This window comes from Salinicola acroporae (genome assembly GCF_003206615.1).
GTDB lineage: Bacteria > Pseudomonadota > Gammaproteobacteria > Pseudomonadales > Halomonadaceae > Salinicola > Salinicola acroporae.
In genome coordinates this window covers 64,700-80,006 of sequence record NZ_PZJW01000006.1, presented here as the reverse complement: position 1 = coordinate 80,006, position 15,307 = coordinate 64,700, and the positions used below count along the sequence as shown (strand labels likewise).

Sequence of the window (15,307 nt, the reverse complement as noted above, 5' to 3'; positions counted from 1 at the left end):
CCGCCACTGACGAAAACGGCGCCCTGCAGGCGCCGTTATCGAGATCGATCGATGGTCTTCAGTGCTGCTGCTCGAACATCTCGTCACCGATGTCATCGATATAGCGCTGACTCTTGGCGACGGTCAGTTCCACGCAACCATCTTCGCCCGGTACCACGTCCGAACGCTCGAAGCGTCGCTCCAGGGTCTCGCCGCCTTCGACCGGTTTGCGAATCCATCCGCTGACCCGATACTGGCCACCGGCATCCTGCGGCTCGGGCACGATCAGAAACCCCTTGTACTCGACCGGCTCGCGCTCTTGCTTGGGCGTGGCGGATCTGGCGTCGCCACCGCCCAGCAGCCCGGAGAACAGTTTCTTCAACATACGTTGCTCCCGATTCGGATGCCGACATCGCAGATATCGGCATCGAGGGTTGGGTCGAGCGCTAGCTCGCGGAGCGGCCCTTGCCGGCCGCGATGCGCAGGCGCAAGGCGTTGAGCTTGATGAAGCCTTCGGCATCCTTCTGGTCGTAGGCGCCGGCATCATCCTCGAACGTGGCGATCGACTCGTCGAACAGCGACTGCTCGGACTTGCGCCCGACCACCGTCGCGCTGCCCTTGTAGAGCTTCATCCGCACCACGCCGTTGACGAAGGTCTGGGTTTCGTCGATGGCAGCCTGGAGCATGCGCCGTTCCGGACTCCACCAGTAACCGTTGTAGATGGTCTTGGCATACTTGGGCATCAGCTCGTCCTTGAGATGCGCCGCCTCGCGATCGAGCGTCAACGACTCGATGGCGCGATGCGCGCGCAGCAGGATGGTGCCGCCCGGCGTTTCGTAGCAACCGCGGGACTTCATGCCGACATAGCGGTTCTCGACGATGTCGAGACGACCGATACCATTGTCGCCACCCAGCTTGTTGAGCTTGGCCAGCACCTCGTGCGGCTTCAGCGGTTCGCCGTCGATGGCGACGACATCGCCTTTCTCGTAGGTCAGCTCGATGTAAGTCGGCTTGTCAGGCGCGGCTTCCGGCGCCACGCTCCAACGCCACATCTCTTCTTCCGCTTCGGCCCACGGATCCTCGAGAATGCCGCCCTCGTAGGAGATGTGCAGCAGATTGGCATCCATCGAATACGGTGACTTCTTCTTGCTCTTGGAGAAATCGACCGGGATGTCATTATCCTCGCAGTAAGCCATCAACTTCTCGCGAGAGTTGAGATCCCACTCGCGCCACGGCGCGATCACCTTGACCCCCGGCTTGAGCGCGTAGGCGCCCAGCTCGAAGCGCACCTGGTCGTTGCCCTTGCCGGTCGCCCCGTGAGAAATGGCGTCGGCGCCAGTCTCGTTGGCGATCTCGATCAGCCGTTTGGCGATCAGCGGGCGCGCGATGGAGGTGCCCAGCAGGTACTCGCCCTCGTAGATGGTGTTGGCCCGGAACATCGGATAGACGTAATCGCGAACGAACTCTTCCCGCAGGTCCTCGATGTAGATCTCCTTGACCCCGAGCGCCTGCGCCTTGGCTCGCGCCGGCTCGACCTCTTCGCCCTGACCGATATCGGCGGTAAAGGTAACCACCTCGCAAGCGTAGGTTTCCTGCAGCCACTTCACGATCACGGAAGTGTCAAGGCCGCCGGAATAGGCGAGGACGACCTTTTTGACATCGGACATGCGACAGCTCCTTAGCAAGTTTGAATTGATGAGCAAGGTATGTGGTTCGTTGACGTGCGGCAATCGGCGAACGATGCGGTCCGAAATTATAACGCTCCCGGCCCGCCACGAACACCGAGCGACGGGACGCCAATGACCGAAACTGCTAGACTCTACGCGGTTTCAGGACCACGGTTTCCTCTACACATTACCACTACCACACCAAGGGAATGGGAGTCATTGCATGTCGGACGCCAGCACGAAAGAGCTGATGGCGCAGCGTTTTCGCGGATATCTCCCGGTCGTGGTAGACGTCGAAACCGGCGGGTTCAATTCGGCAACGGATGCGATCCTGGAAATCGCCGCCGTGCCGCTGACGATGGACGACCAGGGTAACCTGCTGCCACTGGATACCATCGCCTTCCACGTCGAGCCTTTCGAGGGGGCCAACGTCGAACAGTCCGCCCTGGATTTCACCGGCATCGACCTCTCCAGCGCCTTCCGCAAGCAGATCGCCGTCAGCGAGCGTGAGGCGCTGGACGGACTCTTCAAGCCGATTCGCAAGACCATCAAGTCCCACGACTGCTCCAGGGCCATCCTCGTCGGCCACAACGCCTCATTCGATCAGGGGTTTCTCAACGCCGCCGTCAATCGCTGCAATATCAAGCGCAACCCCTTTCACCCCTTCTCCAGCTTCGACACCGCGTCGCTGTCGGCCCTGGCCTACGGCCAGACGGTCCTGGCGCGGGCCTGTCAGGCAGCCGGTATCGAATTCGACAACTCCTCGGCCCACTCGGCGAGCTACGATACCGAACGCACGGCGGAGCTATTCTGCGCCATCGTCAACCGCTTCAAGGATCTGGGCGGCTGGAATCTGGCGATGAAGGAGCAGGGTCTCGACGATGTCTGACCGCTGAAACGAAAGGCGCCCGTCCTGGGACGGGCGCCTTTCATGGCAACGACAATCGGCGACGTGACGAATCAGCTGTCGCTGGAGGCCTCGGCAGCCTTGGCCGCAGCGGCCTTGACCATGGGCTCCAGTTCGCCGTTCTGGTACATCTCGACGATGATGTCGCAGCCGCCTACCAGCTCACCGTCGATCCAAAGCTGGGGAAACGTCGGCCAGCTCGCGTACTTGGGCAGTTCCGACCGAATGTCCGGATTGTCGAGGATGTTGACGAAGGCGAACTTCTCGCCGCATGCCATCAATGCCTGGACCGCCTGGGCCGAGAAGCCGCACTGGGGCAGTTGGGGAGACCCCTTCATGTAGAGCAGGATGGCGTTGTCACTGATCTGCTGCTTGATCGCTTCGATGGTATCGCTCATGAGACGTCCTGTAGCGGGAAGAGAGAGCCGCTGGCCCACCCTTCGCGTGTGCGCGAATATAAAAGACCGTGAGACCATTCTACTGATGACACCGGCCGAAAACACCCCCGCCGACCCGTGAAGGCAACCCGCGGCGTTGCGCCGCTCACGGGGTCTGGTTAGGATGATTGGCTTTCGCACGGATCGACGCTGGCCGCCGACGCCCGCTCAGGGCGCGGTTCCCCATCGCAGCGATCCTGGCGCCGTCTAGCGAAACGCCCCACCGGGCGCTTCGCCCGCGGCGCTTTTTTCTTTTTCTGGTGGCAGTCGCCATGGCGGGCATAGCCACCGATCGAGTTTTCAGTGCGGCGCGCCGGGATGATGCCGCATGCCTTGAAGCCCATGTCTCAACGTCAAGACACGACAGGAATCCGCCCATGAGCGCACGCCACTTTCTGACCCTTCTGGATCTTTCCGCCGAAGAGCTCGATTACCTGATCCAGCGCGGGATCACGATCAAGAACCGGCTGAAGACCAACGGCCCCGTCTACACGCCGTTCAGCAATCGTACCCTGGCGATGATCTTCGAGAAGTCCTCGACGCGAACCCGGGTCTCGTTCGAAACCGCCATGGCGCAGTTCGGCGGCCATGCGCTGTTCCTGTCATCGCGGGATACCCAGCTCGGCCGCGGGGAGCCGATCGCGGATACCGCGCGGGTACTGTCGGAAATGGTCGATGCGGTGATGATCCGGACTTTCTCCCATGCCGGCCTCGAGGCGTTTGCCGCCGCCAGCGCCGTGCCGGTGATCAACGCCCTGACCGACGATTATCACCCCTGCCAGCTGCTGGCCGACGTCATGACCTGGACCGAGTGCCGTGGGCCGGTCAAGGGCAAGACGGCGGTGTGGATCGGTGACGGCAACAACATGTGTCACTCCTGGATCAACGCCGCACGGCAGTTCGATTTCCAGCTGCGCATCTGCTGTCCCGAGGGCTACGAGCCGCGCGAGGATATCGTCGCGGCCGCCGGCGACCGGGTCACGATCCTGCGCGACCCACGCCAGGCCATCAGCGGTGCCGACCTGATCACGACCGATGTCTGGGCCTCCATGGGTCAGGAGGAAGAACAGGCCAAGCGCGAGCGGGACTTCGCCGGCTTTCAGGTCACCGAAGCGTTGCTGGATCAGGCCACCGAGGAGGCGATCTTCCTGCACTGCCTGCCGGCGCATCGCGGCGAGGAGATCAGCACCACCTTGCTCGACGACCCACGCGCCGTGGTGTGGCAGGAAGCCGGCAACCGACTCCATGCCCAGAAGGCGCTGATCGAGTTCCTGTTGCTGGGTCGGGTCGCCTGACGCCCCGATGGAAAAACGCCGCGATCCATCGTGGATCGCGGCACCAAGGGTTTCATTCCGCTTCTGTCCGGCCCGGTCAGGACCCTGCCGGCCGCGAGGCTCTGCGCCGCTCCCGATAGCCTACCGCCATCTTCAGTGTCACGACGGCCAGCGCCACTAGCGCCATCGCGACGAGTATCTGGCCGATATTGCCCTCCAGTGCCGACTTACCCAGTACCACGAACGCCACGGCATATGGTCCGGTCGTCATCAATGCCACCGTCAGGTAGATCGATCGGGGAACGCCGGCAATCCCCAGGGCGTAATGCTTGATGAACATCGGCACCCCAGGCACCAGCTTGATCAGGAAGGTGACTCGCCAGGCATCGCCCCGGGCCTGATCGAGACCCGCCAGTGCCGGGAAGCGCCGTTCGATGGCACGACTCAGAGTCGGCCGCAGGCGGCCATGGGCAATGGCGTAGCAGAGCAGGAGATTGAGCAGCGTGGCGATGGCGGAAAACGCCAGCCCGCCGGGAATGCCGAACCGCAGTCCGGCGATGACGTAGAACGGCGTCATCGGCAGGCCCAGCGCCGGCAGCAGTATCATCGCCGCCAGCAGCGGCAGTGGATGCAGCGTTTCCAGCGACTCGAGTGACAGCCCAGCCCAGGCCACGAAGCCTGCGGTCAGCGTGACGAATCCGAATAGCGCCGACACCCGGAGCCACCAGCGACGGCCGGGGCGTGGTGACGAACCGACATGAAATCGAGGGGAATCGAGGGGAGCGCGTCGCATGCTCCCAATCTAATCGGGTTCCGATGAAGAATCGATGACAAGCGCGGGAAAGATCGAAGCTCCCTCCCGCGGCCGCTTACTCGAGGTTGTCGAGCCCTTTCTCGGCCATCGCCACGGCCCGGAACAGCGCACGGCGCTTGTTGAGCGTCTCGTTCCACTCGTCGTCGGGGTTGGAATCGGCGACGATGCCACCGCCGGCCTGGACGTGCAGCTCGCCATCCTTCAACACCGCCGTGCGGATCGCGATCGCCATGTCCATGTTGCCGTGCCAGGAGAGATAGCCAACGGCGCCGGAATAGACGCCACGCTTGACCGGCTCAAGCTCGTCGATGATTTCCATCGCCCGGATCTTGGGCGCGCCGGAGAGCGTGCCGGCCGGGAAGGTGGCCCTCAGCACGTCCATCGCCGACATGCCTTCGCGCAGCTTGCCGGTGACGTTGGAGACGATGTGCATGACGTGGGAATAACGCTCGATCGCCATCTTGTCGGTGAGCTCGACCGTGCCGATTTCGCTGATGCGACCGATATCGTTACGGCCCAGGTCGATCAGCATCAAGTGCTCGGCGATCTCCTTGGGATCGGCCAGCAGCTCCGCCTCCAGCGCCTTGTCCTGCTCGGGCGTGGCGCCGCGGGGACGCGTACCGGCGATCGGGCGAACGGTCACTTCGTCCCCCTCCAGCCGAGTCAGAATCTCGGGGGACGATCCGATCACGTGATGGTCGTCGAGATTCAGAAAGAACATGTAGGGCGACGGATTGAGACTGCGCAGCGCCCGATAGAGATCCAGCGGTGGCGCCTGGTAGGGAATCGACATGCGCTGGGACGGCACGCACTGCATGACGTCGCCGGCCAGCACGTACTCCTTGATGGTCGCCACCGCGTCCTTGTAGCCCTGTTCGCTGAAGCTGGCGTGGAAGTCATCCTCGGCGACGTCCGCGCGGCCGGTACCCGGACTCAAGGTGTTGAAGGTCGCGCTGCGCAGCTTCAGTTCCAGGGTCTCGAGCCGCTCGACCGCGTCGGCATAGGCGTGGGGCGACTCCGGGTCGGCGTGAGTCCACAACTGGAGTCGACCGGAGAGGTTGTCGAAGACCACCAGCTCGTCGCACACCATCAGCAGGATGTCCGGCACGCCGATGGGATCGGGCTTCTCGGCGGCGAGCGCGGTGCGCAGTTTCGGTTCGATATAGCGAATGGTGTCGTAGCCGAAGTAACCCACAAGGCCGCCATCGAATCGTGGCTGGTCGTCCAGGTCAGGCACCTTGAACTTGGCCTGGAACCGCTCGATCCAGGCCAACGGGTCCTCGACCTGACTGGCGCCGACCTCTCTGCCATCGACGATGTGCCGGACAGTCAGGCCCCGCACCTCGATCCGCTCCCGACTCGGCAACCCGATGATCGAGTAGCGCCCCCACTTCTCCCCTCCCTGAACCGATTCGAGCAGGAAGGTCCAGGGCGCATCGGCCAGCTTGAGATAGGTCGACAGCGGCGTATCCAGGTCGGCCAGCACCTCTCGAGTGACCGGAATACGGTTGTAGCCGGCTTGCGCCAGCTCGGCAAAGCGATCGGGGGTCATCATGGGACCGGGCTCCAGCAGTGAGAATCAGCAATCGGCAAACGAAACGGTTCGACTGACGATCACCATCGCCAACGCGTCACGTGGCGCATCAACACGCTGGGGCTGGAAAGGCGTTGGATATCCGGTCGCATGTCAAAGCTCGGTCGAGGGAAAACGGAAAGATCGGGAGGTGCGCAAGAACGGCGCCACAACCGCCATGGCGCCGATCAGGAAACCCTAAACGAGTTCCCCCAGCGATTCAACCACGCCATCCGGATGGCTCGAGGTCACCGGCTCGCCATGGTTGTAGCCGTACGGGACCGCCAGCGTGCGGTAACCGGCCCGTCTTCCCGCTTCCACGTCGTGACGCGAATCCCCTACCATCAGGCACTGCGCGGGAGCGACGCCGAACTGCGCCGCCAGATGAAGCAGTGGCGCGGGGTGGGGTTTCTTCTCCGCCAGCGAATCGCCGCCCAGCGTCATGCGGAAATAGCGACGCAGCCCCAGCGCGTCGAGGATCGGGGCGATGAACGCCGCGGGCTTGTTGGTGACCAGCGTGACAATGATTCCTTTCATCTCGAGGGATTCGAGGGCCTCGCGGACACCCGGATACACCCGGGTGCGCTCGCAGGATGCGGCGTGATACGCCCGCAGGAAGCCGTCATGGCTCGCCATTACCTGGGCCGGGTCTGGCTCCTCGCCGAGTACGCTGGCCAACGCCCGCTCTACCAGCTTGTACGAGCCGTTGCCCACCCAGTCGCGCACCTTGGCCTCGCCCACCGGTGCCAGGCGCTGCTCGCTCAGCATCGTGTCCACCGCCGCCGCCAGATCGGGCACGGAATCGATCAAGGTGCCGTCGAGATCGAAGGCGACCAACCGGATGTCCTGGAGCGACGGGTGCATGCGGGAATCCTCGAGTGAACGGTTGAAAAGATGACGCATCGCGCAGCAGCTTACCCAAAACGGCGTAAGTTTACGCAACCCACGGATGCCAAGTGTCGACGATCGGCGTATCCTCGGGCACATCTTTCGTCGCATCGACGGGTGCTCATTTCCGTGAACGTGCAGTCTCGCAATCCGATGTCGTCATCACTCGGCTCTCGGTGTGCCTGCCATTCACCAGCCATCCTTCCCGAGCCCCCCTCGAGACACCCGGACCGACGATCCCGGTTTCCCCGGCTGTACCCTTCTCATTTTCCCGATTTTTCGATTGGAGTTTTCCCATGACCACACCACGCATTGTCGTGGTCGGTGGCGGCGCGGGCGGACTCGAGCTGGCAACCCGCCTGGGTCGCAAGCTCGGCAAGTCCCAGCGCGCCGACATCGTCCTTGTCGACCGCAACCCCACTCACATCTGGAAACCGCTGCTGCACGAGATCGCGACCGGTACGCTCGACTCCGGACTCGACGAGGTCTCCTACCAGGGCCACTCCAAGAGTCACGGCTACCGCTTCCAGCGGGGTACGCTGAGCGCCATCGATCGTGACAACCGCACCCTCACGCTGGAGCCGATCCACGACCAGGACGACGCCGTCGTGCTGCCGGCCCGTGAGCTCGAGTATGACTACCTGGTGCTATCCGTCGGCAGCGTCTCCAACGATTTCGGCACGCCCGGTGTGGCCAGGCACTGCCACTTCATCGATAGCCCGCAGCAGGCGGAGAGTTTTCGCCGCAACATGCTCAACACCTTTCTGCGCTACAGCGATCCGGAGCGCCGGACACATCCCAAGCTGACCGTCGGCCTGGTCGGCGCGGGCGCCACCGGCGTCGAGCTGGCCGCCGAACTCTTCGGTGCCTCCCGGATGCTGCACAGCTACGGGTTCACGGCGCTCGACAGCGGCAAGCTCGAGGTTCACCTGATCGAGGCGGCACCGCGCATCCTGCCAGCCCTGCCCGAGCGGATCAGCCGCGCGGTACACGGTGAGCTCGAGCGGCTCGGGGTCAAGATCCATGTCGACACCCGGGTCACCGAGGCCAACGCCCATGGTTTCATTACCGCCGACGGCGAGCCGCTGGAGACGGACCTCAGCGTCTGGGCCGCCGGCATTCGCGCGCCGGAATTCCTGTCGCAGCTGGGGCTCGCCACCGAGCGCAACCACCAGGTCAAGGTCCACGAGACCTTGCAGAGCCTCGACGACGAGCGCATCTTCGCCTTCGGTGACTGCGCCTCCTGCCCGCAGCCCGGCGACAAACGCGTGCCACCCCGGGCCCAGGCGGCTCACCAGCAGGCGACCCACTGCTACCACAATCTGCGTGCCGCCATGGACGGCAAGCCGCTCAAGCCGTTCGTCTACCGTGATCGAGGCTCGCTGATCTCGCTGGCCCACTTCGAGGCGGTCGGCAGCCTGATGCGTGGCGCCTCGGCGCGCAGCCTGTTCATCGAGGGCCGGCTGGCCAAACTGTTCTACGCTTCCCTCTACCGGATGCACCAGATGGCGATTCACGGCATCTTCAAGACGGGCATGACGGTCATCGTCGATGGCCTCAACCGCTACATCAGGCCGAAGATGAAATTGCACTGAGGCATCGACCCCGAAACGTCAGCGGAGAGAGATCATGGATCGTTTCTATAACGCCCCGGGCGCGGTCGTCGACGAGATTCTACGGGCGATGGCGGCGACCGCCCCAGTGCGGGTCGCCGAGCCGGAAAGCGGCCTGCGGATCCTGATTCGGCGCGATTGGGACAAGGCGGATCAGGGCCAACGCCAGGTGGCGATACTGTCCGGTGGTGGTGCCGGTCACGAGCCGGCACACGCCGGTTATATCGGCGAAGGCATGTTGACCGGCGCGATCTCCGGCAGCCTGTTCGCCTCGCCCAGCGTCGAGGCGGTACTCGCGGCCATTCGCGAAGTTTGCGGCGCGGCCGGCTGCCTGCTGGTGGTCAAGAACTACACCGGCGACCGCCTCAACTTCGGTCTCGCCGCCGAGCGGGCCCGGGGCGAGGGGCTGGACGTCGCCATGGTCATCGTCGCCGACGATGTCGCCATCGAGGACGCCCCCCAGCCTCGAGGCATCGCCGGTACCGTGCTGGTGCACAAGCTGAGCGGTTATCTGGCGAGCCGGGAACTGCCGCTGGACGTGATCCGCGAACGGGCCGAAGCGCTGTGCCAGCGCATGGGGTCGCTGGGCATGGCGCTGAGCGCCGCGGCCCAGCCGGGCCAGGCGGCGGCCGAACGCTCGCCGGAGCTGGGCCTGGGCATTCATAACGAGACCGGCACGCGGGAGGTCGACCCGCACAGCGCCGACGAGGCGATGCAACTGGTACTCGAGCCGCTGCGTGACGCACTGTCCGAGCGCCAGTTGTCCGGCCCCTGGATCGCGATGCTAAACGACCTGGGGAGCTGCTCCATCCAGGAGATGGGGGTGCTCGCCGCCAGCCTGTTCAACCAACTGGGCGTCGATCAGATAGCCCATCTGATCGGCCCGGCACCGCTGATGACCTCGCTGGACATGCACGGCTTCTCGCTCACGCTGCTGCCGGCCGACGACGAGGTGGTGGAGGCACTGACGGCTCCGACGACGGCGCCGGCCTGGCCAGGGCTGCACGCCGCCCGGGTTCCCGCCCGCTTTTCGCCGGATACCCGCCAGGATCATGAGGCGCTGGCCGACGATGCCCCGCAGGATCCCGCCACTTCCGCCCTTCTGGAGCGAGTCATCGCGACCCTGCGCCAATCACGCGCGGAACTCGATGCGCTGGATGCCAAGAGCGGCGACGGCGACGCCGGCGCCAGCATGGAGAGCGGCACCGAGTCGATCGCCAAGGCGCTATCGGCCCGGCGGCTCAACACCGAAGCCCTGCCATTGATGTTCGCCGGCATCGGCCAGCTCCTTTCGCGCGACATGGGTGGTTCCAGCGGCGTCCTGCTGTCGATCCTGTTCACTGCAGCGGCGGCTTCGCTGGACCAGCGCGGCGACCTTCAGAAGGCACTGGCCGCCGGTGTCGAGAAGATGCAGGCCTACGGCGGCGCCAGGCCCGGCGATCGCACCATGCTCGACGCCCTGGTGCCCGCCATCGAATCGCTGCAGCGGGGGGAGACGCTGTCCCAGGCAGCCCAGGCCGCTCGCGATGGCGCCCAGGCTACCGCCCAGCTCGTTCGCGCCAACGCCGGTCGCTCCGCCTATGTGCCGGAGAGCGCGCTCAGGGGCATCGTCGACCCCGGCGCCGAAGCCGTGGCGAGAGTGTTCGAGGCGTTGACCCATGACCGAGATGCCTGAAGTCGAATCGACCGCCGACCGGGAGATCATCATCCCGCCGGGCATGGAGCGATTGGCAGAGCGGGCGGGCTACGCGCCGGCCATACGCGTCGGTCGCATGCTTTACTGCGCGGGGCAAGTCGGGCGAACGCCGGCGCTGGAGGTGATATCGGACCCCGAAGCGCAGTTTCAAGCCTGTTGGGAAAATCTGCGCAGTGCCCTTGCCGCGGGCGGTTGTACGTTCGATGACGTCGTCGATATGACGACCTATCACGTGGACTTGCATCGCCACCTGGAAACCTTTCGCAAGGTGAAGGACACCGTATTCCCCAAGGGCACCTGTGCCTGGACCGTCATCGGTGTCGTCGACCTGGCCCTTCCCGGGCTACTGGTCGAAGTCAAGTGTACCGCGGTGCAGCCCGCTCGCTCCGACGATTAGTCGAGACTGGCGGTTGGCCACCAGTCCGGCAGCAACGCCCGGGACTCGCGCCGGGCGAAGCGGTCGTCCAGCAGGTGGATCACACCCTCGTCCTGCGGCGAGCGAATCACGCGTCCGGCGGCTTGCACCACTTTCTGCATGCCCGGGAAAAAATAGGCGTAATCGTAGCCACGACCGTAGAGCGCCTGCAGCCTGGCGCGCATCTGCTCGTTGACGGGGTTGACCTGGGGCAATCCCAGCGTCGCGACGAAGGCGCCGATCAGGCGATCGCCGGGGAGATCGATGCCTTCGCCGAAGATCCCGCCGAGTACCGCGAACCCTATCCCCACGCCGCCGCTCTCGAAGCGTGCCAGAAACGCCTCGCGATCGGCGTCATTCATCCGCGCGGCCTGTCGCCAGAGCGGCAAGTCGGGATGGCGCTCGGCCACGCGATCGGCGACCCGCTCGAGATAGGCGAAGCTCGAGAAGAATGCCAGGTAGTTGCCGCGCCGTTGACGGAACTGGGCGGCGATACGATCCGCCAGCGGAGTGAGCGAGGCCTCACGATCGGCATAGCGCGTCGACAGCGATGCGGCAACGTGTACCGCCAGCTGCGAGTCGTGGAACGGCGAATCCAGCGATAGCCAAGGTGTATCCGGTGCCACGCCGAGCAGATCGCGATAGTAGGCTTCCGGGGTCAGCGTGGCAGAGAACAGGGTGCCGCCATGCGCCGCGGCAAATCGCGGCGCCAAAAACGGTGCCGGCACCACGTTGCGCAACGTCACCTGCGCCCCTGCCCGGCGCTGGCGCCCGCGGGGCGCCTGGCGGGTCACGTCACAGATCGAATGCTCGCCGAAGACATCGGCGACCCGGCAGAAGTGCTGGGCGTCGAAGGCGAATCGCTGCAGTTCGCCGTCGAGCGCGATCGGCTGCTCGCTCTGATACTCGACGACCTGCGAGACCACTTGCTGCAACGCCCCGATCAGCTTGCCGGGCAGCGTCTCGATGACCCGATAGTCCGCTTCGCTCTCGTCCGCCAGCGCCTGCCAGAGGGCGGCCACCCGCGAGAACGGCCGCTTGAGTGGCGCCGGCAACGTCGGCTTCAGGCGTCGGAAAGCGCCGTGGTCCAGCGTCGCGCTGTACATGCCGCGCCCGCGTTCCACCAGGTTGTGAGCCTCGTCGACGAGCACGCCGACCCGCCACTGCTGCTGCTGGCTCAAGGCGTAGAGCATGGCGTGAAAATCGAACCAGTAGTTGACGTCGCCGACGACGACATCGGCCCAGCGCGCCATCTCCTGGCCGAGGTAATAGGGGCAAATGTCGTGGGCGAGTGCCGTGTCCCGCAGGCCGGCACGATCGAGCCAGCCGCGTTCGACCGCCGCCGCGCGGGCCGCGGGCAGGCGATCGTAGAAACCGGCGGCCAGAGGGCAGGAATCTCCGTGACACGCCTTGTCGGGGTGCTCACAGCTCTTGTCGCGGGCCGTCAGCGTCAGCACCCGCAGGGGCAGGACCCCGGTCTCGTCGGGCACGGGGACACGCGACTCGGCTGCGCCGTGGCGACGATGGCCCGCGCCCAGCGTATGCAAGGCGTCGAGGGCGAGTCGCTGCCCGGTATTGCGCGCCGTCAGGAAGAAGACCTTGTCCAGTGGCTCGCCAGGCATCGCCTTGAGCAGCGGAAACAGTGTCCCCAGCGTCTTGCCGATGCCGGTGGGCGCCTGCAGCATCAGCCAGCGGCCGGTGTGAATGGCCTTGTAGACGGATTCGGCCAACGGCCGCTGGCCCTCGCGGAAATCGGCATGAGGAAAGCGGAGCGACTTCAGGGCGTCGTCCCGGCGGCGGCGGTGCGCCAGCTCCTGCTGCGCCCAGGCCAGAAAAGCCTGACAGAGGGTCTCGAACTCGGCCCGCAGGGCCCCGGCGGAGCACGGTTCGCTCAGGACCGTCTCGCGCTGGCTGACGATGTCGAAATAGACCAGCGTCACCGTGAGTTGGTCCAGCCCGCGCTCGGCGCACAGCAGGTGTCCATAGGCCCTGGCCTGAGCCCAGTGCAGCGCACGCTGATTGGCCGGCTGGCGAGCGAGATCGCCGCGATGGGTCTTGATCTCCTCCAGCCGATTGGCGTCGGGGTCGTAGCCATCGGCACGCCCGCGCACCTCGAGATGATGATAGCTACCGGCCAAGGCAATCTCGCGCTCGTATCGCTCCCCGCGGCGCTCCGCGACGAGCTGATGGCCGGCGATCCCCTCCTGTGCCGAGGGCGACGGCGTGAAGCGCAGATCGAGGTCGCCTCGCTTGGCCGCGAACTCGCACAGCGCCCGAACGGCGATCCGATAGCTCAAGAGTCGCTCCCGGCAACGGCCGTATCGGGACCGGGAAGGCCTGGCGCCTCGATATCGTCCTCGGGGTCCCAGGTGACATAGCAGACACTGACCGGCATGTCGTGTCGGGCGCAGAACTCCAGCCAGCGCTTCTGGTTGTCCTGCAGGCGATCGCCAGGGCCTTTCACTTCGATCATGCGATAAGCCGGCGCGGTGGCGTCCTGCGTCGCCTGGGAGGGATCACCGCCCTGCGGCCAGAACTGGATCAGATCCGGCATCCCGGCGCGGTTGGCACGGACGTCGCCGAGCAGCCGCTCGAACCAGAGCCGCAGGTGGCGCACCGGGATGCACTGGAGGGCCAGCTCCAGCAGGTGCTCGTCGAGCGCCTCCCAGAACACGAAGGGTGACTGGGTCCCCCACTTCTCCCGGTAGCGTCGACGGATGATCGCGGCGTGGTCGCCCGTCTCGAGCGCTGCCAGGCAGTTGTCGAACCGGTCGCGCCGGCGCGCCTGGAAGTCCGCCTCGAACAGATCCACCGGCCCTGAGTGAAACGGATGAAAGAAGGCGCCGGGCAGTGGCGCGAAGATCGCTTCCCAGCAGAGCAGCCCGAACAGGCCATTGACGAGCGCGTTCTCCACGTAGCAGACCGGCGCCTCGTCACGGCAGAGATGCTGGGCCACCGCTCGCTCGACGCTGGAGGCGCGGGGCAGTACCAGGTCCAGACGGGGCGGCTTTGCCGCTTCCGGCCGGCGACCCGGCGCCTGACCGAGCTTGCGACGAAGCCGGGGCAGCACGCGTTCCAGCGCTTGATGCTCCGCCGCGCTGACGGGATTGGCTGCCGCCCGTTCCGCCAGCGCCAGCGCCTCTGACGTCGCCTGCTGTACCTCCAGCACTCGAACCTGGCGAAGCCGCGCCTCCGGTGCCGAACTTTCCCGGTAGAGACTCAGCGCCTGGTCGAGCTCACCCTGGCGCTCGAGGCGGTAGGCCAGCTTGTAGATCAACCGCCCCCGGCGCCGCTCCAGCCACTCATTGGTAAACGGCTCGCGTGGAATATCGGCCAGCAGCGACGCCATCGCCTCATCGGCCTCGAAGCGTTCCCGGCAGCGGTGCAGGTGATGATAGGCCTCCAGTTCCTGGCGTCGGGAAAACGCCCGCGAGGTTGCCTCCAGTTCGACGGTCTCGAAACGGTAGACGCCGAGCTCCGCCAGCACGAACTCCGACCACTGCTGACGCAGATTGCCGAAGAACATCAGCCGAAAACGCTCGCACATCGCGTCGACGCCCAGCCGGTAGTGACGGTCCTCGAGCTTGGGGGCCCACTCGGCCAGGGGGCGAGGTTCGGGAGACGCCGACTGCAGCACCGCCAGCCACGCCCCCTTGGCGGCGCTCCGGGAGACACCGAGTGTCGCCAGCCAGCCGCCCAGGTGCGCAGCGATCTCCGGCCGGGTCGTCAGCGCGAACAGCGCCTCCGGCGACAGCGGCGCCCCCTCCTCGATCCAGCCGGCCGCGATCAGCGGCCCGGCCGCCGCACGCGTATCGCCGATCTCGACATAGTCGAGGCGGCTGGCACGAAAATCGACGCCCCGACGCATGATCATCCTGACCAGCAGCGCCTGGGAAGGCTGGGGCAGGCGTTCGAAATCATCGATGAAAGCAGCTTCGTCGACACTCAGCACGTCGGCGTAACGCGACGTCAGCCAGTCGAGCACGCGGCGAAAATTGGCGAGATAGTAGAGCGGATCCTCGAGCGTCGGCAGCGCCATGGCGT

The 15,307-nt window shown here is 65.4% G+C and carries 13 protein-coding genes; 5 read left to right on the top strand and 8 right to left on the bottom strand.

All coding sequences use genetic code 11. The features are described from left to right. Nucleotides 1–58: 58 nt before the first annotated feature. On the bottom strand, nucleotides 59–364 hold the full coding sequence (locus DOM54_RS09730; protein WP_110716153.1) for an HlyU family transcriptional regulator: 306 nt from the start codon (nucleotides 362–364) through the stop codon (nucleotides 59–61). Between the two features lie 61 nt (nucleotides 365–425). After that, nucleotides 426–1,646 carry an argininosuccinate synthase gene (locus DOM54_RS09725; RefSeq protein WP_110708706.1) on the bottom strand — a complete coding sequence of 407 codons (1,221 nt, stop codon included), beginning with the start codon at nucleotides 1,644–1,646 and terminating at the stop codon, nucleotides 426–428. Nucleotides 1,647–1,869: 223 nt separating this feature from the next. On the opposite strand from DOM54_RS09725, the gene rnt reads away from it, so the two are divergent. Then, the gene (rnt, locus tag DOM54_RS09720) at nucleotides 1,870–2,535 is read left to right on the top strand and encodes a ribonuclease T (RefSeq protein WP_110716152.1); all 666 of its coding nucleotides are present in this window, start codon (nucleotides 1,870–1,872) and stop codon (nucleotides 2,533–2,535) included. A 71-nt stretch (nucleotides 2,536–2,606) separates the two neighbouring features. Here the strand turns inward: rnt and grxD are convergent, their stop codons facing one another. Next, the gene (grxD, locus tag DOM54_RS09715; protein ID WP_110599175.1) at nucleotides 2,607–2,951 is read right to left on the bottom strand and encodes a Grx4 family monothiol glutaredoxin; all 345 of its coding nucleotides are present in this window, start codon (nucleotides 2,949–2,951) and stop codon (nucleotides 2,607–2,609) included. 416 nt (nucleotides 2,952–3,367) lie between these two features. On the opposite strand from grxD, the gene argF reads away from it, so the two are divergent. Further along, on the top strand, nucleotides 3,368–4,285 hold the full coding sequence (gene argF, locus DOM54_RS09710; RefSeq protein ID WP_110716151.1) for an ornithine carbamoyltransferase: 918 nt from the start codon (nucleotides 3,368–3,370) through the stop codon (nucleotides 4,283–4,285). Between the two features lie 76 nt (nucleotides 4,286–4,361). Here the strand turns inward: argF and DOM54_RS09705 are convergent, their stop codons facing one another. The 3 genes from DOM54_RS09705 to DOM54_RS09695 all read right to left on the bottom strand — a co-directional run bounded on the left by DOM54_RS09705 (nucleotide 4,362) and on the right by DOM54_RS09695 (nucleotide 7,515). Then, the gene (locus DOM54_RS09705) at nucleotides 4,362–4,979 is read right to left on the bottom strand and encodes a TVP38/TMEM64 family protein (RefSeq protein WP_162619821.1); all 618 of its coding nucleotides are present in this window, start codon (nucleotides 4,977–4,979) and stop codon (nucleotides 4,362–4,364) included. Nucleotides 4,980–5,133: 154 nt separating this feature from the next. Further along, nucleotides 5,134–6,630 carry an anthranilate synthase component I gene (gene trpE / locus DOM54_RS09700; protein WP_110716638.1) on the bottom strand — a complete coding sequence of 499 codons (1,497 nt, stop codon included), beginning with the start codon at nucleotides 6,628–6,630 and terminating at the stop codon, nucleotides 5,134–5,136. A gap of 219 nt (nucleotides 6,631–6,849) precedes the next feature. Beyond that, nucleotides 6,850–7,515: a phosphoglycolate phosphatase gene (locus DOM54_RS09695; protein WP_110716149.1), complete on the bottom strand. Its 666-nt coding sequence runs from the start codon at nucleotides 7,513–7,515 to the stop codon at nucleotides 6,850–6,852. 320 nt (nucleotides 7,516–7,835) lie between these two features. On the opposite strand from DOM54_RS09695, the gene DOM54_RS09690 reads away from it, so the two are divergent. From DOM54_RS09690 to DOM54_RS09680, 3 genes are read left to right on the top strand one after another with little or no spacing between them, the layout of a single operon-like run. Then, entirely contained in the window at nucleotides 7,836–9,134 is a 1,299-nt protein-coding gene (locus DOM54_RS09690) for an NAD(P)/FAD-dependent oxidoreductase (protein ID WP_110716148.1), read from the top strand. 34 nt (nucleotides 9,135–9,168) lie between these two features. Beyond that, nucleotides 9,169–10,827 carry a dihydroxyacetone kinase subunit DhaK gene (locus tag DOM54_RS09685; protein WP_110716147.1) on the top strand — a complete coding sequence of 553 codons (1,659 nt, stop codon included), beginning with the start codon at nucleotides 9,169–9,171 and terminating at the stop codon, nucleotides 10,825–10,827. After that, entirely contained in the window at nucleotides 10,811–11,245 is a 435-nt protein-coding gene (locus tag DOM54_RS09680) for a RidA family protein (protein WP_206019069.1), read from the top strand. The genes DOM54_RS09685 and DOM54_RS09680 overlap by 17 nt, the downstream gene beginning before the upstream one ends. Here DOM54_RS09680 and DOM54_RS09675 read toward each other — a convergent pair. Both DOM54_RS09675 and DOM54_RS09670 read right to left on the bottom strand, forming a co-directional pair. After that, a complete protein-coding gene (locus DOM54_RS09675) occupies nucleotides 11,242–13,560 on the bottom strand; it encodes an ATP-dependent DNA helicase (protein WP_110716146.1) in 2,319 nt (772 codons plus the stop codon). The genes DOM54_RS09680 and DOM54_RS09675 overlap by 4 nt on opposite strands. Beyond that, a complete protein-coding gene (locus DOM54_RS09670) occupies nucleotides 13,557–15,302 on the bottom strand; it encodes a VRR-NUC domain-containing protein (RefSeq protein ID WP_110716145.1) in 1,746 nt (581 codons plus the stop codon). Before DOM54_RS09670 ends, DOM54_RS09675 begins: the two co-directional genes overlap by 4 nt. Nucleotides 15,303–15,307: the final 5 nt, after the last annotated feature.